Annotated in this window: 29 protein-coding genes; 18 read left to right on the forward strand and 11 right to left on the reverse strand. The window is 65.8% G+C overall.

Annotation, left to right across the window (positions count from 1 at the left end):
* Positions 1-17: 17 nt before the first annotated feature.
* On the reverse strand, positions 18-983 hold the full coding sequence (locus P0R31_RS20395) for a tripartite tricarboxylate transporter substrate-binding protein (protein ID WP_275515857.1): 966 nt from the start codon (positions 981-983) through the stop codon (positions 18-20).
* Between P0R31_RS20395 and P0R31_RS20400 the strand changes: the two genes are divergently transcribed.
* Complete coding sequence (locus P0R31_RS20400) at positions 973-1,152, forward strand: hypothetical protein (RefSeq protein ID WP_275515859.1); 180 nt, start codon at positions 973-975, stop codon at positions 1,150-1,152. The genes P0R31_RS20395 and P0R31_RS20400 overlap by 11 nt on opposite strands.
* 12 nt (positions 1,153-1,164) lie before the next feature.
* The gene (locus P0R31_RS20405; RefSeq protein ID WP_275515860.1) at positions 1,165-1,953 is read left to right on the forward strand and encodes a class I SAM-dependent methyltransferase; all 789 of its coding nucleotides are present in this window, start codon (positions 1,165-1,167) and stop codon (positions 1,951-1,953) included.
* A 48-nt stretch (positions 1,954-2,001) separates the two neighbouring features.
* Here the strand turns inward: P0R31_RS20405 and P0R31_RS20410 are convergent, their stop codons facing one another.
* Complete coding sequence (locus tag P0R31_RS20410) at positions 2,002-2,472, reverse strand: MarR family winged helix-turn-helix transcriptional regulator (RefSeq protein WP_275515861.1); 471 nt, start codon at positions 2,470-2,472, stop codon at positions 2,002-2,004.
* Positions 2,473-2,569: 97 nt separating this feature from the next.
* Between P0R31_RS20410 and P0R31_RS20415 the strand changes: the two genes are divergently transcribed.
* Positions 2,570-2,938, forward strand: a complete 369-nt coding sequence (locus P0R31_RS20415) for an antibiotic biosynthesis monooxygenase family protein (RefSeq protein ID WP_275515862.1) — start codon at positions 2,570-2,572, stop codon at positions 2,936-2,938.
* Between the two features lie 23 nt (positions 2,939-2,961).
* Positions 2,962-3,435 (forward strand): hypothetical protein, encoded by a 474-nt coding sequence (locus tag P0R31_RS20420; RefSeq protein ID WP_275515863.1) that lies wholly within the window; start codon positions 2,962-2,964, stop codon positions 3,433-3,435.
* Positions 3,436-3,528: 93 nt separating this feature from the next.
* Here the strand turns inward: P0R31_RS20420 and P0R31_RS20425 are convergent, their stop codons facing one another.
* The 3 genes from P0R31_RS20425 to P0R31_RS20435 form a co-directional block, all read right to left on the reverse strand.
* On the reverse strand, positions 3,529-4,011 hold the full coding sequence (locus P0R31_RS20425; protein ID WP_275516086.1) for a hypothetical protein: 483 nt from the start codon (positions 4,009-4,011) through the stop codon (positions 3,529-3,531).
* A 158-nt stretch (positions 4,012-4,169) separates the two neighbouring features.
* Positions 4,170-4,622, reverse strand: coding sequence for a DNA polymerase III subunit chi (locus tag P0R31_RS20430; RefSeq protein WP_036000609.1), 453 nt, complete (start codon positions 4,620-4,622; stop codon positions 4,170-4,172).
* Between the two features lie 6 nt (positions 4,623-4,628).
* Entirely contained in the window at positions 4,629-6,128 is a 1,500-nt protein-coding gene (locus P0R31_RS20435) for a leucyl aminopeptidase (RefSeq protein WP_275515865.1), read from the reverse strand.
* A gap of 341 nt (positions 6,129-6,469) precedes the next feature.
* On the opposite strand from P0R31_RS20435, the gene lptF reads away from it, so the two are divergent.
* The 9 genes from lptF (at position 6,470) to P0R31_RS20480 (ending at position 16,401) form a co-directional block, all read left to right on the forward strand.
* A complete protein-coding gene (gene lptF, locus P0R31_RS20440) occupies positions 6,470-7,639 on the forward strand; it encodes an LPS export ABC transporter permease LptF (protein WP_275515866.1) in 1,170 nt (389 codons plus the stop codon).
* Complete coding sequence (gene lptG / locus P0R31_RS20445; RefSeq protein ID WP_275515868.1) at positions 7,636-8,733, forward strand: LPS export ABC transporter permease LptG; 1,098 nt, start codon at positions 7,636-7,638, stop codon at positions 8,731-8,733. Before lptF ends, lptG begins: the two co-directional genes overlap by 4 nt.
* Positions 8,733-11,225, forward strand: a complete 2,493-nt coding sequence (locus P0R31_RS20450; protein WP_275515869.1) for an LPS-assembly protein LptD — start codon at positions 8,733-8,735, stop codon at positions 11,223-11,225. Before lptG ends, P0R31_RS20450 begins: the two co-directional genes overlap by 1 nt.
* Before the next feature lie 61 nt (positions 11,226-11,286).
* Positions 11,287-12,222: a SurA N-terminal domain-containing protein gene (locus tag P0R31_RS20455; RefSeq protein WP_275515870.1), complete on the forward strand. Its 936-nt coding sequence runs from the start codon at positions 11,287-11,289 to the stop codon at positions 12,220-12,222.
* Positions 12,222-13,274: a 4-hydroxythreonine-4-phosphate dehydrogenase PdxA gene (pdxA, locus tag P0R31_RS20460; protein WP_275515871.1), complete on the forward strand. Its 1,053-nt coding sequence runs from the start codon at positions 12,222-12,224 to the stop codon at positions 13,272-13,274. The genes P0R31_RS20455 and pdxA overlap by 1 nt, the downstream gene beginning before the upstream one ends.
* On the forward strand, positions 13,274-14,131 hold the full coding sequence (gene rsmA, locus P0R31_RS20465; protein ID WP_275515872.1) for a 16S rRNA (adenine(1518)-N(6)/adenine(1519)-N(6))-dimethyltransferase RsmA: 858 nt from the start codon (positions 13,274-13,276) through the stop codon (positions 14,129-14,131). Before pdxA ends, rsmA begins: the two co-directional genes overlap by 1 nt.
* Before the next feature lie 23 nt (positions 14,132-14,154).
* Positions 14,155-15,213, forward strand: a complete 1,059-nt coding sequence (locus P0R31_RS20470; protein ID WP_275515873.1) for an alcohol dehydrogenase — start codon at positions 14,155-14,157, stop codon at positions 15,211-15,213.
* A gap of 72 nt (positions 15,214-15,285) precedes the next feature.
* Entirely contained in the window at positions 15,286-15,522 is a 237-nt protein-coding gene (locus tag P0R31_RS20475) for a hypothetical protein (RefSeq protein WP_275515874.1), read from the forward strand.
* A gap of 159 nt (positions 15,523-15,681) precedes the next feature.
* On the forward strand, positions 15,682-16,401 hold the full coding sequence (locus P0R31_RS20480; protein WP_275515875.1) for a Crp/Fnr family transcriptional regulator: 720 nt from the start codon (positions 15,682-15,684) through the stop codon (positions 16,399-16,401).
* A gap of 10 nt (positions 16,402-16,411) precedes the next feature.
* On the opposite strand, the gene P0R31_RS20485 is transcribed toward P0R31_RS20480, so the two are convergent.
* The gene (locus P0R31_RS20485; RefSeq protein WP_275515876.1) at positions 16,412-17,149 is read right to left on the reverse strand and encodes a Crp/Fnr family transcriptional regulator; all 738 of its coding nucleotides are present in this window, start codon (positions 17,147-17,149) and stop codon (positions 16,412-16,414) included.
* Positions 17,150-17,306: 157 nt separating this feature from the next.
* On the opposite strand from P0R31_RS20485, the gene P0R31_RS20490 reads away from it, so the two are divergent.
* Positions 17,307-17,546 carry a hypothetical protein gene (locus P0R31_RS20490; protein WP_275515878.1) on the forward strand — a complete coding sequence of 80 codons (240 nt, stop codon included), beginning with the start codon at positions 17,307-17,309 and terminating at the stop codon, positions 17,544-17,546.
* 17 nt (positions 17,547-17,563) lie between these two features.
* Positions 17,564-18,265, forward strand: coding sequence for a Crp/Fnr family transcriptional regulator (locus tag P0R31_RS20495; protein ID WP_275515880.1), 702 nt, complete (start codon positions 17,564-17,566; stop codon positions 18,263-18,265).
* Here the strand turns inward: P0R31_RS20495 and P0R31_RS20500 are convergent.
* Entirely contained in the window at positions 18,253-18,864 is a 612-nt protein-coding gene (locus tag P0R31_RS20500; protein WP_275515881.1) for a cupin, read from the reverse strand. The two genes, P0R31_RS20495 and P0R31_RS20500, sit on opposite strands and share 13 nt — an antisense overlap.
* Positions 18,865-19,155: 291 nt before the next feature.
* Here P0R31_RS20500 and P0R31_RS20505 point away from each other — a divergent pair, with 291 nt between their 5' ends.
* The 3 genes from P0R31_RS20505 to P0R31_RS20515 all read left to right on the forward strand — a co-directional run bounded on the left by P0R31_RS20505 (position 19,156) and on the right by P0R31_RS20515 (position 22,454).
* Positions 19,156-20,499: a caspase family protein gene (locus tag P0R31_RS20505; RefSeq protein WP_275515882.1), complete on the forward strand. Its 1,344-nt coding sequence runs from the start codon at positions 19,156-19,158 to the stop codon at positions 20,497-20,499.
* Positions 20,500-20,525: 26 nt separating this feature from the next.
* On the forward strand, positions 20,526-21,020 hold the full coding sequence (locus tag P0R31_RS20510; protein WP_275515883.1) for a hypothetical protein: 495 nt from the start codon (positions 20,526-20,528) through the stop codon (positions 21,018-21,020).
* A gap of 147 nt (positions 21,021-21,167) precedes the next feature.
* The gene (locus P0R31_RS20515; RefSeq protein WP_275515885.1) at positions 21,168-22,454 is read left to right on the forward strand and encodes a hypothetical protein; all 1,287 of its coding nucleotides are present in this window, start codon (positions 21,168-21,170) and stop codon (positions 22,452-22,454) included.
* Here P0R31_RS20515 and gmk read toward each other — a convergent pair.
* From gmk to fabF, 4 genes are all read right to left on the reverse strand, one after another.
* The gene (gene gmk / locus P0R31_RS20520) at positions 22,387-23,046 is read right to left on the reverse strand and encodes a guanylate kinase (protein ID WP_057028965.1); all 660 of its coding nucleotides are present in this window, start codon (positions 23,044-23,046) and stop codon (positions 22,387-22,389) included. The two genes, P0R31_RS20515 and gmk, sit on opposite strands and share 68 nt — an antisense overlap.
* Before the next feature lie 3 nt (positions 23,047-23,049).
* Positions 23,050-23,937 (reverse strand): YicC/YloC family endoribonuclease, encoded by an 888-nt coding sequence (locus P0R31_RS20525; RefSeq protein WP_036034031.1) that lies wholly within the window; start codon positions 23,935-23,937, stop codon positions 23,050-23,052.
* A gap of 118 nt (positions 23,938-24,055) precedes the next feature.
* The gene (mltG, locus tag P0R31_RS20530; protein ID WP_275515887.1) at positions 24,056-25,339 is read right to left on the reverse strand and encodes an endolytic transglycosylase MltG; all 1,284 of its coding nucleotides are present in this window, start codon (positions 25,337-25,339) and stop codon (positions 24,056-24,058) included.
* Positions 25,340-25,466: 127 nt separating this feature from the next.
* A complete protein-coding gene (gene fabF / locus P0R31_RS20535) occupies positions 25,467-26,732 on the reverse strand; it encodes a beta-ketoacyl-ACP synthase II (protein ID WP_275515889.1) in 1,266 nt (421 codons plus the stop codon).
* Positions 26,733-26,764 lie beyond the last annotated feature (32 nt).

The raw sequence follows: 26,764 nt of genomic DNA on the forward strand, positions 1-26,764 counted from the left end.
CGGCGGATCGCATTAGCTCAATCCGCGTATTGCCCGGCCGCCTTGATGATCGGCGCCCAGCGGTCGATCTCGCTCGTCAGCGTCGCCCCTAACGCCTCCGGCGTCGCCTTGTCCTGCGGGACCGGCTCGGTATTGATGTCGTTGAACCGGGCGATGAGCGCGGGATCCCTGAGCGCCGCCTGAAGCGCCGCCGTCAGCTTCTGAACGACCGCCGGCGGCGTGCCCTTGGGCGCATAGATGCCGTGCCAGACACCGAGCTCGAAGCCTTTGAGGCCGGCCTCGTCGGCCGTCGGCAGATCGGGCAGGCTCTTCAGCCGCTCCTTGGTGGTGATCGCGTAGGCCTTGACCTGCTTGGCCGTGATCGGCCCGGTGGTGTTGGTGGCCTGATCGCAGGTGAGATCGATCTGCTTGCCGAGCAGATCGTTCATGATCGGGCCGTTGCCCTTGTATGGCACCGTGGTGAGCTGCTTCTGGATCGCGGTCATGAACAGCATGCCGCACAGATGCGAGGCCGCCCCCAGGCCGGCATTGGCATAGGTCAACTTGTCGCCCTGCTGCCGGGCATAGGCGACCAGCTCCTTGAGCGTGTCGGCCGGGAAATCGGGCCGCGCAATGATGGTCATCGGCGCGTTGGTGACGAGCCCGATCGGCGCAAAGGCCGTCTTGGTGTCGTAGCTGAGATTGCGATACAGCGTCGCCGCTGTGGAGATGCCGACATGATGGATCAGCAGCGTGTAGCCGTCCGGCTGGGCGCGCGCGGCCCGGGTCGTGCCGATGGTACCGCCGGCGCCGGTCGCGTTCTCGACGATGACCTGCTGTCCCAGCGATTTCGCCATGCCGGCCGCGGTCAGGCGCGCGATGGTGTCGGTCGGCCCGCCCGCGGCGAATGGAACCAGCATGGTGATGGGCCGGGTCGGATAGTCCTGCGCGAATGCCGCGCCAGACGACAAGAGCAGCGCCGATAAGAGAGCAATGAACCGCATTTGTTTCCTCCGGATTGTTGTTTGCGCCATCAAAGCGCATTCCGGGGCGCGCGACCAGCGCTACGCGCTGGAGGCGCATCTGCTGCGGCGCGTCGCACGTCATGCGGCTTTATGGTACGATGCAGCGCTGACTTTTCTGCCAAAGCATATTTTGAAGCGCCAATTTTGAAGGAGATCCCGGATGTCGTCACCCGAACCGATCAAGTTCACCGACGGCGCGGCTTACGAGCGCTTCATGTCGCCCTGGAGCCGATCGGCCGGCAATTTGTTCCTGGACTGGCTCGCGCCCCGTCCGGGACTGGCCTGGGTGGATGTCGGTGCCGGCAACGGCGCGTTCACCGAACTCCTTCTTGCAAGATCGGCCCCTTCGTCGGTTTGCGCAATTGATCCCTCCGATGCCCAGATTGCCACTGCGCGCGAAAAGTTGGCGGCAGAGCAGGTCGAACTCTCGATCGGCGACGCGATGGCCCTTCCCTATGAGCCCAACCGCTTCGACATCGCCGTGATGGCACTGGTGTTGTTCTTCGTCCCCGATCCGCGCAAGGGCGCCGCGGAAATGGTCCGCGTCACCAAACCCGGCGGCTTGGTCGCGTCCTACACTTGGGACATTTTGCGCGGCGGCACGCCCACGCAACCATTGTGGGAGGAGTTGGATGCGCTTGGCATCCCGGCAGCGCGGCCGCCGAGTGCGGACATCTCGCGGTTCGAGGCGCTGAAGGCGCTCTGGGCGGAGCTCGGTCTGCGCGACATCGAAACGCGCGAGCTGGTGGTCGAGCGAACGTTCTCTGACTTCGACGACTACTGGCTGTCCATGGTCGTGAGCAGCCCGACCGGCGTCGTGGCAAAGCTATCGGAGGCCGAGGGTGCGGAGCTCAAACGTCGGCTCCAGGCGCGACTGCCGGCAAGCGCGAGCGGCGCGATCACCTTTCATGCTTCGGCGACTGCGATCAAGGGCCGCAAAGCGCCTTGATGACCTGCGCGGCTCGGGCGTCGCCCGACCTTGCCGCTCGCTCAAGCGCTACGTCTGCGCCTCAGCTTCGCTCTCGAGCTTGTTGCGGAGTGCCGCGACGATGCGATGAACCGTTTGCAGATCCTTGACCGCAAGCCCTTCGGAAAGGCTGTTGACCCACGGCGCCTGCAAAGCCATGGCGGCATCGAAAGCGCGCCGCCCCTTGTCGGTGAGGACGACGAGCTGCGCCCGGCGGTGGTGCGGATTGGCCTCGAAAGCAACGAGGCCTTCCGCTTGGAGGTCGTTGACGATCCGCTGCACGTTCTGGCGATTGCCGCCGAGATCGCGGGCGAGCCAGGCCACCGGCTGCGGTCGCTCCGCCTGCACGATGGCGCCGAGAATCTGCCAGCGGGCGCTGGTGAGCCCGAGCCGGGCCACCAAGCGGTCCCCTGCGGTCAGGAGCAGGCTGTTCAGCCGGAACAAGTCAAGCATGAGGTTCGTCAGAGCATCGCCGGCCGGCGTTCGCAGGGATTTCCGCATCCGTCACCATAGAATATGATTGACATCATGATGTCAAATTACTAGATTCACCATAGTACCACATTGACACCATAAAACCATATCGACGGAGTTCGTCATGGCGCCCCTAAGCCCACTGGACCCGAACTTTCCCATCGAGCGTCAGCTCGGCATCGACACCAGCCCCGTGGTGCTGGTGAATCTTTTCGCCCTAGACAAAACCGACGAACAAAGCTTTCTCCAGACTTGGCGGGACGATGCCGCCTTCATGAAGCGGCAGCCGGGCTTCATCTCCACCCAGCTTCACCGAGCGATTGGCGAAAGCCCCACCTATCTGAACTATGCGGTTTGGGAATCGACCGCCGACTTCCGGGCTGCGTTCACGCACCCCGAGTTCAGGTCGAAGATCTCGGCTTACCCTGCATCCGCGGTCGCCTCCCCGCACCTGTTCCAGAAAGTCGCAGTGCCCGGCATCTGCGTCGCTTAGCTCGCTTCGAAAACGGCAGACCCATGACCAAGATCATCCACCCGGTCGCGGGAGCGGTCGCACTGATCACCATTGCGACTTTCTGGCTTTCCACGGCTCTCACCGAGCTGTTTGCGTCACACGAGACCATCGCCATGGTGAAGACCGCCATACCGTGGGGCTTCCTGCTGCTCATTCCGATGCTTGCGGCGACGGGAGGCTCGGGATTCGTCCTGGCAAAGCAGCGGCGCGCCGGCCTAATCGGTGCGAAGATCAAACGCATGCCGTTCATTGCCGGCAACGGCATCCTGGTTCTGATTCCCGCCGCGTTGTTTCTTGCCTCCAAGGCGAAGGCCGCGGAGTTCGACACCACGTTCTACGCCGTGCAGGCTCTCGAACTGGCCGCCGGAGCAACGAACATCGTTCTGCTCGGTCTCAATATGCGTGACGGCTTCAAGATGAAGGGCCGCTTGCGCGTTCGCCAGCCTGATCGCTTGCGCACCAAGCCGATCCACTGAGGGCGCCGCTAACCCGGCTTTGCATCGGGCCGGCCCCGCTGATGTCCTGGAGCGACGGCTGTTCCGTTTCACTGCGGCGGAGGCGATCTCCGCCTACGCCTGCTTCTTCTTCGGCTTGGCCGCCCTCGGCACCGGCTGCGGGTCCGGATTGCCTTCGATCGAGGACAGACGTCCAGCGGTGAACGTGTAGACGCCCGCGCGCGGACCGGTGGTCCAGGTGACGACGGCGACGCGGCGGCCGATGGCATCGTTGGAGAGATTGACGCTCGAGGGTGCCCCGATGCCGCGCACCACGTCGCATTCGGTGTGGCCGAGCGCGACCGTGCCGCCGATCGGCGCGGGCGTCGTCGAGGCATTGGCATCGGCCGGTCCGGGCGGCGGCGCCATGCCGGGACAGGCGCCGTTGGCGCTGACGAGATCCTCAGCTCCGACCGGCTTGTCCGGGGTCAGCGGCGGCGATTCGATCGAGATATTCTTGATGAAGAGACGGCCGGGTTTCTGGAACCATTCGGCATCCTTCGACAGCAAATCGGCCCCGCCCGCGCAGCCCGCGACCAGCGGTGCTACGGCAGCCAACGCAATCAAGAGCGAGCCGGGAAGCTTTTGATGTCGCACGATAAACGAATTCCCCACGTGAAGGACCAGCCCTAAGCGATTGTCCCAACATCCCTTTGCGGCATGAAGGTGGCCGAAGTCAGCATCGCCCGAAAAGTGCAAATTATCATTAATTGCGGCTAATTGCGCTTCTGCCACCGGCCGCGGTCGTCGGCCTGCCAATAGGTGACATCAAATCCCCGCGCCTTGCAATCCGTCCAGGCGGTGCGGGCGAGCGCAAGCGCGTCGGGATCGTCGCCGTTGAACAGTAGCACCATGCGCTCATAGCCCTGGGCGTCCTCCGGCAGCGCGGCGTTGTCGACCAGGAAGCGGACATTTGCCCCATTGGGATTGCCGCCCTCGATCGCCAGCACGATCGGCTGGTCCGCAACATCGTTCACCCGCCATGTCGCGTGCGGCAGGAATGAATCGTCGCGATAGGTCCACAAATGCGAGTCGAGCGCATCGGCGCGCTCCTCCGAGGTCGACTGCACCACGACGCGCCAGCCGCGCTCGAGCGATTTCTCGAGAAGCGGCGGCAACACATTCTCCACCGTCATGTTTTGCAGATGGTAGAACAGCACTTCAGTCATGTCGGGTCATTTGCGCTCGTAATGGTCGGCGACCAGGCGGTCCAGCAGGCGGACGCCGTAGCCGCTTCCCCAACTCTGGTTGATGTCGGTCTTCGGCGCGCCCATCGCGGTGCCGGCGATGTCGAGATGGGCCCAGGGCACACCGTCGACGAAGCGCTGCAGGAACTGCGCGGCGGTGATCGAGCCGCCATGGCGGCCGCCGGTGTTCTTCATGTCGGCAAACTGGGAATCGATCAGCTTGTCGTATTCCGGGCCGAGCGGCATGCGCCAGACCTTCTCCCCGCTCTCGATGCCGGCCGTGAGCAGCCGGTCGGCCAGTTCGTCGTTGTTGGAGAACATGCCGGCATGCTCGGTGCCGAGCGCCACCATGATGGCGCCGGTCAGCGTCGCAAGGTCCACCATGAATTTCGGCTTCACCTTCTTGGCGACGTACCAGAGCACGTCGGCGAGCACGAGGCGGCCCTCGGCGTCGGTGTTGATGATCTCGATGGTCTGTCCCGACATCGAGGTGACGATGTCGCCCGGCCGCTGCGCGTTGCCGTCGGGCATGTTCTCGACGAGCCCGATGGCGCCGACCGCGTTGACCTTCGCCTTGCGCGCGGCGAGCGCATGCATCAGGCCGACGACGCAGGCAGCTCCCCCCATGTCGCCCTTCATGTCCTCCATGCTGCCGGCCGGCTTGATCGAGATGCCGCCGGTGTCGAAGCAGACGCCCTTGCCGACGAAGGCGACCGGGGCCTCGCCCTTCTTGGCTCCGTCCCAGCGCATGATCACGGTGCGGCTCGGCCGCGCCGAGCCCTGGCCGACGCCGAGCAGCGCGCCCATGCCGAGCTTCTGCATCGCCTTGACGTCGAGCACCTCGACCTTGACGCCGAGCTTGCGGAGCTGACCCGCTCTGCGGGCGAACTCCTCCGGGAAAAGCACGTTCGGCGGCTCGTTGACGAGGTCGCGCGCGATGATCACGCCGTCGACGACATGGCCGGCTGCGGCGAACGCCTTCTTCGCCGCACCGGCATCGCCGACCGCAAGCGAGACGTCGGCGCGCGCGCCGCCCTCCTCGCCGTCCTTCTTCCTGGTCTTGTAGCGATCGAACTTGTAAGCGCGTAAGCGCAGGCCCGAGGCGATCGCAACCGCCTGCTCACTCGTCATGGCGCCACCGGGCAGCTCCGCCAGGATGGTCATGGCGCTGGTGCCGGCGGGCAGCTTGCTGGCGGCCACCCCGCCGAACTTGAGGAAATCGTTGACCTTGAGGCCGGCCGCCTTGCCGGCGCCGATCACAATCAGCCGGGTTGCCTTCACCCCCTCCGGCGCCAGAATGTCCAGTGCAGCCCCGCTTTTGCCCTTGAAGGCGGCCGCAGCCGCCGCGCGCTTCACGATCTCGGCAGCGCCGCCGAGGGCCTTGGCCGTCGCCGGACCGAGCTTCAGGCCGTCGTCGCAAAACACGACCAGGATGCCACGAGGGGCGGCAGACAACGGGACAAAGCCGACCTTGATGGCATCGGACATGGATAACTCCTCCAAAACATGGGGCTTTTCGTCGTTCGGGAGTTCCAGCCACAACCGGAGCTGAACGGCGATTCACTGAGGCTTCCCCCACTATGGGCCAGCCGCCCGGCCGATGCCAAGCACCGCCGTGGCCGCGGCGCCACAACGGGCGAAATATTAACCATGTAACGAGGGTGCCACGGGGCAGCCATTTTGTTGACGGATCAAAGGGATGGTAGTGAGAGAATGAGCTGGCGGAAGAGCTGTTGGCCGACCTTGGGGATCCCCTTGAAATGGGGGGTTGGTCGGGCAGCCGGAATTCCGGCCGACATTGGGGGCTTGGTGGGTTTGTGCGGTAGCGCATGGGGTCGATCGATAGGTATATCTTCCGCACGACGCTGGCGTCGTTTGCGCTGGTCCTGGTCAGCCTCACCGGCGTGATCTGGATTACGCAGGCGTTGCGCGGCATCGACCTGATGACGAGCCAGGGTCAGACCATCCTCACCTTCCTCGGCATCACCAGCCTCGTGATCCCGGCCCTGGTCCTGATCATCTCGCCGATCGCGCTGATGATCGCGATCTCGCACACGCTGAACAAGCTGGCGACCGATTCCGAGATCATCGTGATGAATGCGGCGGGCTTCTCGCCGTTCCGGCTGTTCTATCCGTTCTTCTACGCCACCTGCGTGGTCGCGCTCCTCGTCGCCTTCATCGCGGCCTATCTCGCCCCCGACGGCATGCGGCGGATCAAGCAGTGGGACGCCGAGATCACCGCCGACGTGCTCACCAACATCCTGCAGCCCGGCCGCTTCGCCCAGCTTGACAAGAACCTGACGATCCGAATCCGCGAGCGCCAGCCCGGCGGCATCCTCGCCGGCATCTTCATCGACGACCGCCGCGATCCGAACGAGCGGGTCTCGATCGTCGCCGAGCACGGCGAGGTCGTAAAGAACGAGACCGGCTCGTTCCTGGTGCTGGAGAAAGGCAATCTCCAGCGCTTCGAGGCGGGCAAGCGCGATCCCGCGCTGGTGGCGTTCGGCCGCTACGGCTTCGACATGTCGAAATTCTCGGGCCAGGGCCGCGACGTCACCCTCGGCATCCGCGAGCGCTATCTGTGGGAGCTGTTCGCGCCGTCCGAGGACGACCCCGTCTACAAGCAGATTCCCGGCCAGTTCCGCTCGGCCCTGCACGACAGCATCCTGGCGCCGATCTATCCCTTCGCCTTTGCCGTGCTGACCTTCGCATTCCTGGGGGCGCCGCGCACCACCCGCCAGAGCCGCAACTTCTCGATCACCTCATCGATCGTCGCGGTGTTCGGCCTGCGCATGGCCGGCTTCGCCTGCTCGGTGATGGCGGTGAAATCGCCGGGCGCGGTGCTGGTGCAATATGCGATGGTCGTGGGCGCCATCGGCATCGGACTCGCGATGATCATTGGCGGTTTCGTTGTCGAGCCGCCTCCCCGCCTCATGGAGGCCATCAACAGATCGAACGCGCGGATCGCGCGGATGTTCGGTCGGCCGGCCACCGCATGAGCATGCTCACCAACACACTCGGGCGCTATTTCGCCGGCCGCTTCGTAGTCGCAGCGCTCGGCGTCTTCGGCGGCATTTTCCTGCTGCTGGTGCTGGTCGATTACATCGAGATGGTGCGCAAGACCTCGGGGCTGGCCTCGGCCTCGGCCCTCATGGTGGCCGAGACCTCGTTGTTCCGGGTGCCGCAACTTCTGGAGAAGCTGACGCCGTTCTGCATGCTGATCGGCGCCATGACCTGCTACCTCGCCCTCTCCCGCCGGCTCGAGCTGGTGGTCGCGCGCGCCGCCGGCATCTCGGCCTGGCAGTTCATCTCGCCGGCGCTCGGCAGCGCATTGTTGATCGGCGTGATCGCCACCGTCGCCTACAATCCGATGTCGGCGAACTTGCGCGAACTCTCCAAGCGCATGGAGGCGGAGCTGTTCGGCTCGGCGCCCGGCGGCGGCATCCAGGATGCTTCGGGGTTCTGGCTCAATCAGATCACCAGCGACGGCCAGACCATCATCAACGCGGCACGCAGCGAGAAGCAGGGTGTCCGGCTCACCGGTCTCACGCTGTTCCGGTTTGACACAGAGCAGCACTTCAGGGAACGCGTTGAGGCACGCGAGGCGACGCTGGAGGCCGGCCATTGGCTGTTCAAGGGCGTCCGCCGCTTCTCACTGGACGGACCGCCAATCGACCAGGCCACCCTGGAGATTCCAACCACCCTGACCGAGGCGCAGGTCCGCAACAGCTTTTCCACCCCCGAGACTGTGTCCTTTTGGCAACTACCGAGCTACATCCGCTCCTCCGAAAGCTCGGGCTTCGCGACAGCCGGATACCGACTCCAGTATCAGAAGCTTCTGGCACAGCCGTTTTTGCTCGTCGCCATGGTGATGCTCGCGGCCTCCGTGTCGTTGCGCTTCTTCCGGATGGGCGGCGTGCAGAAGATGGTTTTGAGTGGCGTGGGCGCAGGCTTTCTGCTCTACGTTCTGTCGAAAGTAACTGAGGACTTGAGCAAGGCTGAGTTGATGCATCCGATCGCTGCGGCGTGGTTGCCCGTTGTGGTGGGCGGCCTCACCGGCTTTTTGGCCTTGCTCTATCAGGAGGACGGATAGTGACTGCCGTCCGCCGAGGGCTCGTGTCTCGTTTGACGCGGCGCACATGGGTGCGCGCGAACGAGCGTGGCTTGTCCGTCCGCAGGCTCCTGATTGCCGTCGCTGCGGCTGCCTCGCTTGGCGGCTTGATCGACGCTGCCGCGGTGGCGCCGGCGAAGGCCCAGAGCTTCACCTACAATCCGCTGCCGCCGCGTCCGAAGCCGCCAAGGGCACCCAACGACAACCAGATGCTGGTTCAGGCCACCGAGGTGGACTACGACTACAACAATTCGCGCGTCTCCGCGGTCGGTAACGTGCAGCTGTTCTACAACGGCACCAGCGTCGAGGCCGACCGGGTCATCTACGACCAGAAGACCAAGCGGCTGCATGCCGAAGGCAACATCCGCATGACGGATGCCGACGGCAAGATCACCTATGCTGAGATCCTGGATCTCTCCGACGATTACCGCGACGGTTTCGTCGATTCGCTGCGCGTGGATACGGCGGACCAGACCCGCATGGCCGCGAGCCGCGCCGACCGCTCCAGCGGCAACTACACGGTGTTCGAGAACGGCGTCTACACGGCCTGCGCGCCGTGTAAGGACGATCCGAAGAAGCCGCCGCTGTGGCAGGTCAAGGGTGCCCGCATCATCCACGACCAGCAGGAGAAGATGCTGTATTTCGAGACGGCACAGATCGAGTTCTTCGGCGTGCCGCTCGCCTACATGCCCTATTTCTCGACGCCCGACCCGACCGTGAAGCGTAAATCCGGTTTCCTGATGCCGGGCTATATTTCGGGCACGGACAGAACGGGCTATGGCGTCGAGGTTCCCTATTACTGGGCGATCGCGCCCGACATGGACGCAACCATCACCCCCCGTTTCCTGTCGCGACAGGGCGCGCTGCTGCAGGGCGAATTCCGCCAGCGCCTGATCGACGGCGCCTACCAGATCCGCGCCTACGGCATCTACCAGCTCGATCCCGGAGCATTCGCCGGGCAGCCCGGCGACCGCGAGTTCCGCGGCGCCATCGACACCAAGGGTCAGTTCGCCCTCAACGACAAATGGGTCTGGGGCTGGGACGGCGTGCTGATGTCCGACTACTATTTCTTCTCGGACTACCGGCTCTATCAGTACCGCGATCCGCTCGGCTCGTTCCTGTTGCTGCCGACGGAAGCGCTGTCGCAGCTCTATCTGACCGGCGTCGGCAACCGCAGCTTCTTCGATGCGCGCACGATGTACTGGCTGAGCTATTCGGGCAACCAGAGCCAGGTGCCGATCGTCTACCCGGTGATCGACTATTCCAACGTGCTCAACTATCCCGTCTTCGGCGGAGAGGTCAGCTACAAGACCAATTTCGTGAACCTGTCGCGCGACGATGCGGTGTTCGACCCGATCACGACGCTCGCCAACACCAACAGCCTGTGCACCACGGCATCGGCCGATCCGCTGGCGCGCCTGCCCTCGCAGTGCCTGCTGCGCGGCTTCCCCGGCACCTACACCCGCCTCACCGCGGAAGCGCAGTGGCGCAAGTCCTTCACCGACCCGTTCGGCCAGATCTGGACGCCGTTCGCGAGCCTGCGCGCCGACGCGATCAAGTCCTCGGTCTCCAACCAGCCCGGCGTGTCGAACTACCTGCCCGTCGGCGACACCGAGGCGTTCCGCCTGATGCCGACCGTGGGCCTGGAGTACCGCTATCCCTTCATCAACGTTCAGCCTTGGGGCTCGACGACTCTCGAGCCGATCGCGCAGATCATCATCCGGCCGAACGAGACCTATGCCGGCAGGCTGCCGAACGAGGACGCCCAGAGCCTGGTGTTCGACACCTCCAACCTGTTCAACGTCGACAAGTTCTCCGGCTATGACCGCGTCGAGGGCGGCGGCCGCGCCAATGTCGGCGTGCAGTCCACCACGCAGTTCGACAGGGGCGGCGCCGTCAAGGTGCTGTTCGGCCAGTCCTATCACCTGTTCGGCCTGAACTCCTTCACGGTGCAGGATGCCATCAATACCGGCCGCGATTCCGGCCTCGACAAGCCGCGGTCGGATTACGTTGCGAGCGCCAACTACTCGCCGAACAGCACCTACACGTTCAGCGTCCGCTCCCGCATGGACGAGCAGACCTGGAACGTGCAGCGCTTCGAGGCGGAAGGCCGCGCCAACTTCAATCGCTGGTCGGTCAGCGTGTTGTACGGCAATTACGCAGAGCAGCCGGAGCTGGGCTATCTGACCCGCCGCGAAGGCATCCTGACGACGGGCTCGCTGAAGGTCGCGACCAACTGGGTGGTGTCGGGCTCGGCGCGCTGGGACCTCGAGGCCAACAAGATCAACCAATATGTGCTCGGTGCCGGCTATGTCGACGATTGCTTCGTGCTGGCGGCGAATTACGTAACTTCGTATAGCTATTCGGCGGGCACCGCACCGCCCACGCTGAGCCACGCGTTTATGTTCCAAATCGGCCTGCGCACGCTGGCGAACTCGTCGACTTCCAGCAGTTCTTCCGCCGGCCTCCAGTGAACAGTTTGAAGTGCCGGCCGCGTTTGCCCTATCTAGACGCGGCTGACATGCGAGCGACATCATGACGACGCCATTGCCTGTCTTCCGCTTCCTTCTCGCCATCGCTGCCGGGCTGATGTTAGCCGCCCTGCCCTCGCCGTCGCGCGCGCAGAACATCGCCGTGATGGTCAACGGCGATCCCATCACCGATTTCGACATCGAGCAGCGCATCAAGCTCGACCAGCTGTCGACACAGAAGACCCCCAGCCGGCAGGAGGTCATCAACGTCCTGATCGACGACAAGGTCAAGATCAAGGAAGGCAAGAAATACGGCGTCGATCCGAGCGTCTCCGACATCAACCAGTCCTATGACAGCACGGCGCAGCGCATGCGCGTCACGCCGGATCAGCTCACCAAGATGCTCGAATCCAAGGGCATCCGTCCGGAGACGCTGAAGAGCCGCATGAGGGCCGAGATGGTCTGGGGCAGCCTCGTGCGCGGCCGCTTCAAGGAGAAGCTGCTGGTCGGCGAGCGCGACGTCGCGCAGGCCGTGCAGGCGCAGACCGGCGAAAAGCTCCAGGTCGAGGGCACCGAGTACAAGATGCAGCCGATCGTGCTGATCGTCCCGCGCGGCTCGTCGGCGGCGTTCCTGGAAACCCGGAAGAAAGAAGCCGAGTCCTATCGCGCCCGCGTCGGGAGCTGCGAGGAGGCCAATTCGCTGTTCCGCTCGACCCCGAACGCGACCATCCGCGACACCGTCACCAAGACCACCGCAGAGCTGCCGGAGCCGCTGCGCAAGGTGCTGGACGACACCCCGATCGGCCGCCTGACCGCGCCCGAGATGACCAAGAACGGCATCGAGATGGTGGTGCTGTGCTCGCGCAAGCCGACCATGATCGACACGCCGAAGAAGCGTGAGGTCCGCGAGAAGATGTATCAGGAGAAGTACGAGAAGACGCAGAAGGCCTATCTCGACGAGCTGCGCAAGGCGGCGATGATCGAATATCGCAACCGCTGATGGCCAAGCCCTTCTCAGAGCCCCCCACCGAGTCCGCAACCAAGCCCCTTGCAGCCAAGCCCCTTGCCCTCACCCTGGGAGAGCCCGCCGGCATCGGCCCCGACATCACGATCGCGGCCTGGCTCAGGCGGGGCGAGCTGAACCTGCCCGCCTTCTATCTGCTCGGCGACGAGGCCGTGATCGCGCGCCGCGCCAAGGTGCTCGGCGCCGATATCAGGATCGCCGCGGTGAGCCCCAGTGAAGCGGGTTCCGCGTTCACGGACGCCCTGCCCGTGGTCGCGACCGGCGAGCGCGCCACCGCCGAGCCCGGCAAGCCCGATTCATCCAGCGCGCCGGCCGCGCTCGCCTCGATCCGGCAGGCGGTCCTCGACGTGCGCGCGGGCCGTGCCGGCGCCGTCGTCACCAACCCGATCGCCAAGAGCGTGCTCTACCGCGCCGGCTTCCGTCATCCCGGCCATACCGAATTCCTCGCCGAGCTCGCCGCGGAGAACGGCCGCGTGCCGCAGCCGGTGATGATGCTGTGGTCGCCCCAGCTCGCCGTCGTGCCCGTGACCATCCACGTCTCGCTGCGCGATGCGCTGGGCGAGCTCACCAGCGAGCTGATCGTCTCGACCGTCCGCATCGTCGCCGCCGAGCTGAAGTCCCGCTTCGGCATCGCAAGGCCGCGCATCGCAGTCTCCGGGCTCAATCCCCATGCCGGCGAGGATGGCTCGCTCGGCCACGAGGAGCAGACCGTCATCGCCCCGGCGCTGAAAGCGCTGCGCAACGACGGCATCGAGGCCAGAGGGCCGCTGCCCGCCGACACCATGTTCCACGAGGCGGCGCGACGAACCTATGATTGCGCGGTCTGCATGTATCACGACCAGGCGCTGATCCCGATCAAGACCGTCGCCTTCGATGACGCCGTCAACGTCACGCTCGGACTGCCCTTCATCCGCACCTCGCCCGATCACGGCACCGCCTTCGACATCGCCGGCACGGGCAAGGCCAATCCGGCGAGCCTGATCGCCGCGCTGCGGCTCGCCAGCCGCATGGCGGCTGCGACAAGCTGATGAACGCGATCGACGACCTCCCGCCGCTGCGCGAGGTCATTCGCCAGCATGCGCTGTCGGCCAGGAAATCGCTCGGCCAGAACTTCCTGCTGGACCTCAATCTCACCGCGCGCATCGCGCGTGCGGCGGCGCCGCTCGAGGATTCCACCATCGTCGAGATCGGCCCCGGCCCCGGCGGGCTGACGCGGGCGCTGCTCGCGCTCGGCGCCCGCCGCGTCATCGCCATCGAGCACGACGAGCGCGCGATCCCGGCCTTGCAGGATATTTCCGCGCGCTACCCCGACAGGCTCGAGATCGTGCATGGCGATGCCATGACCTTCGATCCGCGCCCGCTGCTCGCGGGCCAACGCGCCAAGATCGTCGCCAACCTGCCTTACAACATCGCGACCCAGCTTCTCATCAACTGGCTCACCACCGAGCCGTGGCCGCCCTGGTACGAGATGATGGTGCTGATGTTCCAGCGCGAGGTCGGCGAGCGCATCGTCGCGCGCGAGGACGAGGAGGCCTATGGCCGGCTCGGCGTGCTCGCCAACTGGCGCTGCGAGACCAAGATCCTGTTCGACATTGCGCCGTCCGCCTTCGTGCCGCCGCCGAAGGTCACCTCCTCCGTGGTGCGCCTCAAGCCGCGCGCAGAGCCGCTTGCCTGCGATCGCAGGCTGCTCGAGCAGGTCGCCGCCGCCGCCTTCGGCCAGCGCCGGAAAATGCTGCGGCAAAGCCTCAAATCGCTCGGCGTCGATCCCGCACGGCTTGCACGAGCCGCCGGCGTCGACGCGACGCGGCGCGCCGAGACCGTCCCCATCTCCGGCTTTGTTGCCATGGCGCGCGAATTGGCGGATATACGCAGCGAAACCGAGTAACCAAGAATTCCGGAGGAAAGAAAATGGCGTTGATGCGTCGGCAGTCCCTGGTCAAGTTCGATGCGCCGCTGTGCGAGACCATCGTCGACACGCCCAAGCCGCAAGGCCGTGAGGTCCTGGTCCGCATCGAGCGCTGCGGCCTCTGCCACTCCGATCTCCACATCCAGGACGGCTATGCCGATCTCGGCGGCGGCAAGAAGCTCGACACCACGCGCGGCATGACGCTGCCCTTCACGCTCGGCCACGAGATCGCGGGCGTCGTCGACGAGGTCGGCCCCGACGTTCCGGCCGGGCTCGTCGGCGCCAAGAAGGCGGTGTTTCCGTGGATCGGCTGCGGCCAGTGCCGCGACTGCGCCAATGGCGACGAGAACCTCTGCGTCAAGCAGCGCTTCCTCGGTGTCTCCATTGACGGCGGCTTCGCCACCCACGTTCTGGTCCCCGACGCCAAATATCTGCTCGACTACGATCCCCTGCCCGTCAACCAGGCCGCGACCCTGATGTGCTCGGGCGTTACCGCCTATGGCGCGCTCAAGCGCCTGGTCGACCGTCCGCGCCAGCGCAATCTCTTGCTGATCGGCCTCGGCGGCGTCGGCATGATGGGCCTGTCGTTCGCGCAGGCGATGTTCAAGCAGCCGATCACGGTCGCCGACCTCTCGCCGGCCGCGCGCGAGACGGCACTCAAGAACGGTGCCGCCGTCGCCTACGATCCGGCCGAGCCCGATGTTATCAAGCGCATCCTGAAGGAGACCGAGGGCGGCTTCGACGAGATCGTCGATTTTGCCGGCAACGAGAAGTCGATGGCCTTTGCCGTCGCCGTTGTCGCGCGGGGCGGCAAGATCGTGGTCTCCGGCCTGATGGGCGGCCAGTTCACGCTACCGATGGTGCAATGGGTCTACAAGCGCATGACCATCGAAGGTTTCATGGTCGGCACGCTCGCCGAGGCCCACGAGCTGATGGCACTCGCCCGCGCCGGCAAGATCAAGCCGACGCCGATGCGCGAGGAGCCGATGGGCGACGTGCAGAAATGGATCGACGAATTGCGCGCCGGCAAGGTCGTCGGCCGCATCGTCCTGAAGAACTGACCGCGGCGGCGGGTCAAACGCAAGTCTCGCCCGCCGCACGGAACGCCTGCGGCCGCGCCGCGTTGGCTGCGCATGTCGATCCGTTGCACCGTCGAAAGCGCATTCTTCATCGCCTGGAGCTGCCTGGAGAAGAGCGGCGAGCTCGGGCCGCCGGACGCGAGCGCGAACTTCCTGCTCGACGTCATCGAGGCCCAGCTTCGAACCGGTGAGCGCCGGCAATTGATGCTCGCCAACCGGGCGATCGACGCGTACCGCGCCGCTGCGGCACAAGGCCGACTGACGGGGGATCGCGAAGTCCGCTGCGGCTGACGATCCTCGCTGCCGTCCAGCCCACTGAGGCCCGCGACGCCGTGCTCTAGTTTTCAACGTTCGAACGTCCGTTGTGTGCACTTTGGAACCGTCGGTTCCGCCGCGGAAACGTAGGTTTGCCGCTGGCGCCGATTCCCGGCCCGCCCAAGAGAACACAATGTGACCGGTCGGCCCCAGAACGATCTGCTCCGGCAGCTCAATCATCAGGATTTCGAACTGCTCGCGCCTCACCTCCAGCCGATCGAACTCGAGGCGAGCGACGTCCTGCATCACGCCGGCGACCAGATCGCCGCGGTCCATTTTCCATGCGGTCCCGCGCTGGTGTCGTTCGCCGTGCCGGTCGAGGACGACCGCGAGGTCGAAAGCCTGCTGGTGGGGAGCGAGGGTGCGGTCGGCATCGCCGCCGGCCGCAGCCCTTCGCTCGCCTATTCGCGCATGATCGTGAAGCTCGGCGGCACCCTGATGCGGCTCCCGCTGCGCGCGCTCGAGCAGGCGCAGCAGAGGTCGGCGACGCTCCAGGAGGCCTTCGCGCGCTACGCCGACTGTCAGTTCGCGCAGCTCTTGCAGACCGCGGCCTGCAACGCTGCGCATTCGATCGAGCAGCGGGCCGCCAAGTGGATCATCTCCACCCAGGAACATATCGGCGGAGCCGAGATTCCCCTCACCCACGAGCAGCTCGCCGGCATGCTGGGCGTCTCCCGCAGCTATGCCAGCCGCGTCATCCAGATGTTCAAGGCGCGGCGCATCCTCGCGACCCGCCGCGGCGCCATCCTGATCCTCGACGCAGCAGCGCTCGAAGCGAAAGCCTGCGGCTGCAACGATTGGGTGAAGAAGCATTTCCACGAGGTACACGGTGGAGCGGCACTCGCGGAGGGCTGACGCCTCCGTATCACCCCTGACGCGGCGACTGCCGCTTCAGATGCAAATAGGCCGGACTGAAATCGCCGAGCCGCTGCAGCTCGCGCCATTTCTGCACGACCAGCTCGCCGTCGCGAAGATCCATCGCGCCGCTGCGCCTGAGATCTGCGAGCGTCCGGTTCACCGTCGCGATCGCCATGCCGAGCGTCTCGCCGAGCTGTGCGAGGCTGATCGGCATGCGGCAGCGATTGCCGCGCACCAGCTGCGCCGCGCGGGCACGGTAGAACAGCTCGCAAAACAGATGCGCCATGCGCGTCTGCATCGGCCGGGCGCTGTTGTTGGTGATGGCCTCGCGAAAGATCGCGGCGTCGCGCAGCGTCTCGCGCCAGACTGCGAGCCCGAAGGTCGGTCGCCGCCGGAACGCGATGAACAATTCGCGGTGCGGGATGAATGCGACCGACGCCGGCCCGAGCGCACTGAGCCCGTGATCCATCTGATCGAGGAACAGCCCCTGCGCATCCGGAAGATCGCCGGTGAGGTGGAACGCCAGATATTGCCGCCCCCCGCTGCCGAGGAGGTGATAGCGGGCAACCATGCCGGAGACGACCAGAGCGGAATGCTCGGGTTCGTCGCCTTGACGGATGAAATCCTCATTGGGTGCGAAATCGCGCACCATGAAGGTCAGCGCGCGAATCTCAGCGATATCCTCCTCTGCGAGCACGGTATGCTCGCCGAGGTTCCGTATCAGCACGTCGTGAGCTTTTTCCATGGCGCCGCCCAAAATAGCGCCGGTTCTATCAAATGATACGTCCGGCCTGCGTTCAGCGGACTAGAACGCAGATCGGAAGCACAGGTTGCTAACCGGCTTGCGACGCATCGATCGCAGCCACGCCATTCCCCCGACTTCGGACCGAGCCGGCCTTCTCATGAACAGCAATACTCTCCTGGAGCGCATCCGCCGCCTGTTCGCGTCCGATGCCGGCGAGCATCTGGACAGCATCAGCGAGGCCTTGCTCAGGGGAACGCTGAGGGAGCCGGTCCGGCCGATGTCGGATCAGGAGCTCGCCCGCGCCATCCGCGAGTTCCGCTCCGTGCCGGTTTCCGACTGGACGCTTGCGAAACTGTCGCGTCGCTTGGCCGAGGCGCCGGTGCCGCGGGACGGCTGAAGCGGCACGCGAGGCTCATGCCGCATCTGAAGTTCATCGCCCGTCTCCAAGCGATCGAAGGCCTGTCCGAGGACGAGCGCCGGCAGATCGCGGACTTGCCGTCCACGCTGCGCCAGGTCGCCGACGGCGAGATCGTGCTGCGCCAGGGCGAGGCCGCGACCCGCTGCGTCTTCATCGTCAGCGGCTTCCTCTACCAGTCGCGCATCGTCGGCGATCGCAGCCAGACGCTCGCCTTCCATGTTCCCGGCGACATGCCGTGCCTGCACACGCTGCTGGTCTCGCCGATGGACGCCGACCTCGTGGGGCTCGGCCCGACCATCGTCGGCACCGTCGCCCACAGCCAGCTCCGCCAGCTGCTCGACGGCTCGGCCCACCTGACCCGAGCCTTCTGGCGCGAGACGCTGATCGACGCGGCGATCTCGCGGCAATGGATCGCCCGCCTCGGCGCACAGGCGGCGCTGCCCAAGGTCGCGCACCTCATCTGCGAGCTCGCCGCAAGGCTGGAGATCGTCGGCCTCGTCAGGGACAATTGCTTCCAGATGCCGATGACGCAGCGTCACGTCGCGGACGCCTGCGGATTGTCGATCGTCCACGTCAACCGTACCATCCAGGAGCTGAGGCACCGTGGATTGATCGCCTGGGAAGGCAGCGAGGTCGAGCTGCTCCAGCCCGACGAGCTGCGGAGACTGGCGGATTTCACGCCGGACTATCTGAGCTGAGCGGCCCGCCACGCGGCGAGCAGCGGCCCGCCGCTCCCCTGCACGGGATCCGTCTTCGGCTTGCGGACCTTGGCGATGCGCTTGACCGCGTCCGGACGCTCGCGCGTGTCGGTGCACTCGTCGTAGGTGCCGTCCTGCGGATAGGCGCCGACGACCAGAAAGTCCCGGCTAGATTCGATCAGCCGGTGGCCGGTGCCCGCGGGCAGGACCAGCACGTCGCCCGCTTTCAGTTTCAGGATGCGGCCCTTGATGCCGCCGCATTCGATCCTCGCCGTGCCGCGCGCCACGCCCATCACTTCATGGATCTGGGAATGATAGTGGACGAAGTCGTACACGGTGTCGCGCCACGACCGGCCCCAGCCGTTGGTGTCGAACAGCGTGTCGATGACGACCTCGGGCGGAAAGCGCCGACCGTTCAGCTTCACCGCGCCGCGATAGAGCAGCGCCGGGAAGCGCGGATGGTTCGGCACGATGCCATCGTCGCGAAAATGCATAGCGGTCGGCTTGCGGGCCCGCACCAGCCCCCGCAGCGTCGCCGCATCGGGCTGCTCCTCCACCAGCTTCTTGGCAAAATTCTTGATCTGATCCTTGACCGGCATGACGTCTCCTCAGCCGCGAAACAACGGCTGCAGAGGCGAGAAGTTTCTGGACGCGGGGGCGAGGCCAGCGAGAAACGTAGAACGATCCAGGAAACAGAAGTCGTGTGGTGACGCCCTGGGTCTGTGCGTCAAGTCCCAACTGTGACGTGGCGGCCCGACCTGGCAGGCGACGCATGGCCCGCACCGGGATGACGGATTAACAGCAGGCGCTCTAGCCGCCGCTGGCTGTCGCACCGCTTTTCGCCCCGGCATCCAGCTGTTAGACTGGCGTCATTGCTTTGGGGAATTTTAATGCGCGCGAGAATTTTCAATCGCGTCGTGAAGCTGGCAGCACTGGTCGCCGCCACGCTCGCCGCCGCTCAACCCGCATCTGCCGAGAAGCGCATCGCGCTCGTGGTCGGCAACTCCGCCTACAAGAACATCACGCCGCTCGACAATCCGTCCAAGGATGCGAGCCTGATGGCCCAGACGCTGGGCGCGCTCGGCTTCACGTTGGTCGGCGGACGGGCCCAGCTCGATCTCGACAAGGGCGCGATGGACATCGCGGTGCAGAACTTTGGGCGGCAGGTGCAGGGCGCCGACGTCGCGCTGTTCTACTATGCCGGCCACGGCGTGCAGGTCGCCGGCTCCAATTATCTGGTGCCTGTCGGCGCCAATCCCACCCGCGAGGCCGATGTCGATTTCCAGATGACCGACGTCAATCTCGTGCTGCGTCAGATGCAGGGCTCCGGCACGCGGCTCAACCTCGTGATCCTCGATGCCTGTCGCAACAACCCGTTCGGCTCGCGCGGCCTGCGCGCCTCCGACGGCGGTCTTGCACAGATGCGCGCGCCCGAGGGCACGCTGATCTCCTACGCGACCCAACCCGGCAACGTCGCCCAGGACGGCAGCGACGGCCACAGCCCCTACACCAAGGCACTCGCCACGACGATCCGGGTCGCCGGCCTCGACGTGTTTCAGACCTTCAACCAGGTCGGCCTTGCCGTGAAGCGCGCGACCGCAGGTGCACAGCAGCCCTGGGTGTCGTCTTCGCCGATCGACGGCACGTTCTACTTCGTACCGCCGGCGCAAGCCGCACCGCCGCAGGTTGCAGCGATGCAAGCCGATCCCCTACCTGCGGAGCGTCTGCGCGCCGATCCTGACCGCGTCCCCTTGCGCGATGCGGCGCTGCTCAGCGAATTGAGCGAGCGGCTGTACGAGCTCAATTTCGATCCCGACACGCCCGACGGGATGACGCGCGCCATCACCAAACTCCAGCAGCGCATCGCGATGGCGCCGACGGGCGAAGCGACCGAGGGCCTGCTGCTGCGGATGCGCAAGATGGAGGATCTGAAGCCCTGGGGCTCGATCGTCTACGGGCCCGACAGCAGCAAATGGGGCATGTCGTGGAATCACGCCTCGCGGCGCGCGGCGGTAGCGGATGCGCGCGGCAATTGCGGCGGCGCCAAATGCCCCATCGAGCTCTCGTTCTACGGCAACAGCTGCGGCGCCTTCGCCATTTCCGACAAATCGTGGTCGCTGGTCCAGCGCGAGGGCGTGCAGCGCGCCAGGAACGCCGCGCTTGACGAATGCGGCAAGGCTGGCAAAGCTTGCCGGATTATCGGATCCGTCTGTGCCGACGGCTCCGGCCGCTGATACCTTTTCATTTGGATCTTTTGCTCATGCGCGATGCTGTCAGCCGTGCGACTGCCCTCGCCTTCGTTCTCAACCTCGCCATCGCCCCACTGCCGGCCTTGGCGCAATCCGGCAGCGCCGGCGGCTCGATCGGCAATGACGAGAAGTCGCTGTCGGGCTCGCGGTCGGACCGCTCGGCCGAGCCGGCTCCGTCTGCACGCCGGAGCAAGCCGGCCGAGGAATCGCGTTCCTCGTCACGGCGAAGCGGCGGCGGAGGTGGCGGTGGCAGCTTTGACGGCGCCTGGGTCGTCACTAGCGTCGGCTGCGGCGGCTCGGTCAGCGGCGCCGTCGTGGTCACCTCGGGCCGGGTGATCGGCGAAGGCGTGACTGGAACCGTGAGCCCAAGCGGCTCTGTCAGCACGCAGGGACGAGGCGAGGGCGTGACCTTCACCAGCTCCGGCCGCCTCTCCGGTCGCAGCGGATCCGGGACGTGGCGCCGCTCCGACGGCTGCGGCGGAACCTGGAGCTCGACCAAGCAGTAAGGGAAAAGCCTGAATTCACGGCGGAACGAACGCCGCACAGGCCCGATTCAAGCCACATCCTCTCCGGATTTGCGGCTCATTGCCACCCAAGTCTTTGACGAGAAAGGGCTCGTTGAGAGTTGCGTCATGCGTAACCGGGAGACCAGGATGGGCAACCGCGCCGCAAAGTTCATTTCGACCCTCGTCGCCAGCATCATAGCGGGTGCACCACTAGCCGCGGTGTCGCAGAACGCGCCGACCGCCACGAGCGCGGCCAATCCGGCTGCCGACTGCCTCGCTTCGCCGAAGGGCGTCGCGCCGCAGGGACAGCATTGGTACTATCGCCTCGATCGCGCGACGAAACGGCAATGCTGGTATCTGCGCGCAGCGGGCGACAAGAACAGCGCAAAGGCCGCGCAAACCGCGCAGGCCGATACACCGGCGGCAGAGCCGACCCCGCAGCAGCACCCCCCCGTGCAGGATGCGCGCGCCGAATATCTGGCGCCACGGAACGGTGCCGCCGCCAAGACGCCAAGCGCTGTGATGCAGGCCGCAGCCGCACCGGCGCCGCAACCCACTGCGGACCAGGCGCCCCAGAGCAACGCGCAGCAGCAGCCCGCCTCGCCCGCTTCGCCTTGGCCCGATGTGTCGACGGCGTCCCCTCCGCCCGCACCGCCGCCGGCGCCTGCCGTGGTGGCCGCAGCCGCGCAGCCGGCCGCAAAGCCGGCGAAATCCCCCTCACCCGTGGCGCCCGCAGCGGCAGACACCAACCCGACCGACAAGCCAGCCGGCTCGGTTCAGAAGCTGCTGCTCGTAATCGGCGGCGCGCTGACGCTCGCCGGCATTCTCGGCAGCCTGATCTACCGCTTCGCCGGTGCCCGCGTTCGCGTCCAGTCCGCCGACCGTCATGGCTATTGGGGTGACCGGGAGGCGCAGGACGCAAGCCGCCCGCCCTGGCGCGATGCGGGGCCGGCCGACTTGCAGCCGCCGCGCCCGATCGACTTCGATGCGGCGCGTCCGCAGGCGACGAAGCAAGTGACGAAACTCGCCGAGATCCGCCGCGAGATCCATCTGATCGAAGCCCGCAAGTCGCGTGTTGCCGCCGCGGCCGCAGAGCGGGAAACGACCACACGCCGGGAGGGCGAGGGCAAGATGTTCGAAGGCGCATTCGAGATCGTGGCTGCGGTCCCCAAGCCCGCCGCCAACGAGAGCGCCGAGGATCGAACCGCCAAGGATCTTGCTATCAAGGATCGAGCTGTCAAGCATCGAACTGACGCCGGGGATCGCACTGACGTGCCGGCCGATCGCGACGCCGACGCGGTCGACGTCGATGTCATCACGACGATGCTGGAACAGCTGGCGAAGGAAGGCCCGCGCCTGTCGCGGCCTAACCTTGAAGCTGACCTTGCAAACTTCGCACGAAGCCTACGAGGCCGATCCGCCGCTCGCGCTTGAGCCGTTCGGCCTTCAGGATCGACTGCACCTCGGCGAAGGCTTCGTCGACCGCGTGATTGATCACGATGTAATCGTACTCGGCCCAGTGGCTCATCTCGTCGCTGGCACGGCTCATCCGCTTGCGGATCACCTCGTCGGAATCCTGCGCGCGCGAGTGCAGGCGCTTCTCGAGGTCGGCGGCAGAGGGCGGCAGGATGAAGACGCTGACGACGTCGGCGCGCGCCTTCTGTTTCAATTGCTGGGTGCCCTGCCAGTCGATGTCGAACAGCACATCCTGGCCGGCCGACAACGCCGCATCCACGGGACCGCGCGGCGTACCATAGTTGTTGTCGAACACCGTCGCCCATTCCAGCAGTTCGTCGGCCTTCACCATGGCATCGAACGTCGCCTTGTCGACAAACGTATAGTCCTTGCCGTTGACCTCGCCCGGCCGCATCGCGCGCGTGGTCGCAGACACCGACATTTTCAAGCCCGGCATCCGGTCGATCAGCATGCGCGACAGCGTCGTCTTGCCCGCGCCTGATGGCGAGGACAGCACGAACATCAATCCGCGTCGCTCGACACCGTCAGTTCCGTGACCGCCCGTTGTCATCGATCACTCCAGATTCTGCACCTGCTCGCGGAACTGCTCGACCACGTTCTTCATGGCGAGGCCCGTGTTGGTCAGCTCGATGTCGTTCGACTTCGAGCAGCAGGTGTTGACCTCGCGGTGAAACTCCTGCGCCAGGAAATCCAGCTTGCGCCCGATCGGGCCGCCCTTGCCGATCAGCTCGCGCGCCTGCGCGATGTGGGAGGCGATGCGGTCGAGCTCCTCGCGGATGTCGGCCTTGGTGGCGATCAGGATCGCTTCCTGCATCAGGCGATCGGAATCGAAACGGTCGGAGGTGTCGAGCAGCGCTGCGATCTGCTCAGCGAGCTTCGCCTTGATCGCCTCCGGCTTGCGGCCGGGCGCGGCCTCCGCTTTCTTCGCCAGCTGCTCGATCTCGTCGACGCGCTGGGTCAGGATCTGCCCAAGCGAAGTGCCCTCGCGCTTGCGCATCGCAACGAGCTCGTCGAGCGCCTTGTCGAAGGCCTCGGCGGCCGCGGCGCGCGCCGCCTTGTCCTCCTCCTCGTCGCCCTCGGGCTCGGCGACCTCGACGACGCCCTTGATGGCGAGCAGGCCGTCGATGCTCGGCGCCACCGCGTCGACCTTCCCCGAGATCAGCGCGGCGGCCTTCAGCACCGCGTTGAGCACGTCCTCGTTGATGCGGACGGTGGCGGCGGCATTGGTGCGCTTGACGGTGAGATTGGCATAGACGGTGCCGCGCGAGAGCAGCTCGCCCGCGCGCTTCTTGGCATGGGCCTCGAGCTCGTCAAACCCCTGCGGCAGCCGCACGCGCAAGTCGAAGCCCTTGGCATTGACCGACTTCAACTCCCATTCGAACGTATACGGCCCGCTCGCGCCGTGGCATCTCGCAAAGCCGGTCATGGACGACAGCGCCATCAGTTCAGATTCTCCAGGAACACGGGATTCGCGAGGCCATCAAGCCACGCGAATCTTAAGACTATTTTGCCGGAAAGTGGAATGCGTAATGCCCGCCAGCTGGTCTGCGCGCGGGCTTTTAGCGCTGGACCACCGGCGGCGAGCCCTGCACCGCGCCCTGCCGGGCCGGTGCAGAATTGGCGGGACCAGCCGGGCGCGCCGCCGGCGGCTTCTTCTGCTGATTGGGCCGTGCCGGCGTGGTCGCGGTCGGCGCGTCGGCGGCGCCGGGCACGGCAGCCGCCGGCGGCTGCGCGTCCTCGGGCGGCTCGACCGTGTCGTTCTGGATCTGCTTCTCCATCGCGCGGAGCTTGGCGACGTTCTTCTGGTGCGCGTCGTAGGTCTCGGTGAAGGCGTGCCCGCCGGTGCCGTCGGCGACGAAATAGAGGTCGCGGGTGCGGGCCGGGTTGGCGGCAGCTTCGAGCGAGGCGCGGCCCGGATTGGAGATCGGGCCCGGCGGCAGGCCGTCGATCACGTAGGTGTTGTAGGGCGAGGGCTGCGTGATTTCGCTGCGCTTGATCGGCCGGCCCAGCGTTCCCTTGCCGCCGACGAGGCCGTAGATGATGGTCGGGTCGGACTGCAGCTTGATCCGCTGCTTCAGCCGGTTGACGAACACCGCGGCGACGCGGCTGCGCTCGTCCGCCTTGCCGGTTTCCTTCTCGATGATGGACGCCAGCGTGACCAGCTGCTCCGGCGTCTTGACCGGAATGTCCTGATTGCGGCGCTCCCAGATCTCCGACAGCACACGCTTGTGCGCCTGCTGCATGCGCTGGACCACCTGCTCGCGCGGGGTGCCGCGCGGGAATTTGTAGGTCTCCGGGAGCAGCGTGCCTTCGCGCGGCAGCTCGCGCACGCTGCCGGTGAAGATATCGTTGTCGGACAGCCGCGCCACGATCTGCTCGGAGGTCAGGCCTTCGGGAATCGTCACGGCGTGCTGCACCACCTTGCCCTCGACGATGGTGGCGATGACGTCGCGCAGCGAGGCGTTCTTCTGGAACGAATACTCACCCGGCTTGAGGTCCGAGCTCGCCTTCAACGCGGCGACGCTGGCGATGAACACCCAGGGATTGACGTCGGTCACGCCTTCCCGGTTCAGCGTCTCGGCGATGTCGCGCTTGCCCGCACGCTGCGGGATGTTGACGATCTTGTCCTCCTTCAGCGGTCCGGGCGCCTCGAGCACCTGGCGGCCATAATAATAGACGCCGCCGGCGCCGAGCATGGCGATCAGCAGAAGGGTGATGATGGCGTTGCCGACGACGACGAACGGATTGCGCGCGCGGTCCGACCGCTTGGGCGGCGGCGGAAGTTGCTCGGGCTCGAGCGCGGCCCGCGGACTCCGGGGTGAAATGGGCGGCCTTTCACTCATCGAAACAACCTGAATCCTGCCGGTTCAATCGCGGCCCGACAATCGCTTGCCCTGCCAAAAACGCACGCGCCCACGTCCATGACTATCGCCGAATACGGCAAAACGGTGGATTCGTCTCAAACACAAACTAACTGACAAGGCGCCGGACGATCACCGACGCATTGGTACCGCCAAAACCAAAAGAGTTTGACAACGCGACGTTGACCTCACGCTGCTTCGACTTGTGCGGCACGAGATCGATCGCGGTCTCGACCGACGGATTGTCGAGATTGATCGTCGGCGGCACGACATTATCGCGAATCGCCAGAATCGCGAAAATCGCTTCGATCGCACCGGCCGCGCCGAGCAGATGGCCGGTCGACGACTTGGTCGAGGACATCGCGACCTTGGAGGCGGCGTTGCCGAGCAGACGCTCGACCGCGCCGAGCTCGATCTCGTCGCCGAGCGGCGTCGAGGTCCCGTGCGCGTTGATGTAATCGAGATCGGACGGCGTCAGCCCGGCACGCTTGAGCGCGGCCGACATGCTGCGGAAGCCGCCATCGCCATCGGGCGACGGCGACGTGATGTGATAGGCATCGCCCGACAGACCATAGCCGATCACCTCGGCATAGATCCTCGCGCCGCGGCGCCTGGCGTGCTCCAGCTCCTCCAGAACAAGGACGCCGGCGCCCTCGCCCATCACGAAGCCGTCACGGTCCTTGTCGTAGGGACGCGAGGCTTTCGCGGGAGTCTCGTTGAACCCGGTCGACAGCGCGCGCGCAGCGTTGAAGCCGGCAATGCCGATGCGGCTGATCGGCGACTCGGCGCCCCCTGCGACCATCACGTCGGCATCGCCGAGCGCGATCAGGCGGGCGGCATCGCCGACCGCGTGCGCGCCGGTCGAGCAGGCCGTGACCACCGAATGGTTCGGTCCCTTCAGCCCGTGCGCGATCGAGACGTAGCCGGAGGCGAGATTGATCAGCCGGCCCGGAATGAAGAACGGCGACACCCGGCGCGGTCCGCGCTCCTTCAGCAGGATTGCTGTATCGGCGATGCCGTTGAGGCCGCCGATGCCGGAGCCGATCATGGTGCCGGTCGCACACTTGTCCTCTTCGGTCTCGGGATGCCAGTTGGCGTCCTCGAGCGCCTGGCCGGCCGCGGCCATGCCGAAGATGATGAAGTCGTCGACCTTGCGCTGGTCCTTCGGCTCCATCCACTTGTCCGGATTGAAGCTGTCGTTCGAGCCGTCGCCGCGCACGACCGTGCAGGCGATCTTGGTCTGCAGATCGGAGACATCGAAGCTCTCGATCCTGCGCGCACCGCTTTCGCCGTTGAGGATGCGCTTCCAGGTCGGCTCGACGCCACAGCCGAGTGGCGAGACCATGCCGAGACCCGTGACGACAACCCGCCTCATATCCGAAAACTCCGCATCGAAAGATTCACGGC

Source organism: Bradyrhizobium yuanmingense (genome assembly GCF_029167105.1).
GTDB classification, from domain to species: domain Bacteria; phylum Pseudomonadota; class Alphaproteobacteria; order Rhizobiales; family Xanthobacteraceae; genus Bradyrhizobium; species Bradyrhizobium yuanmingense_A.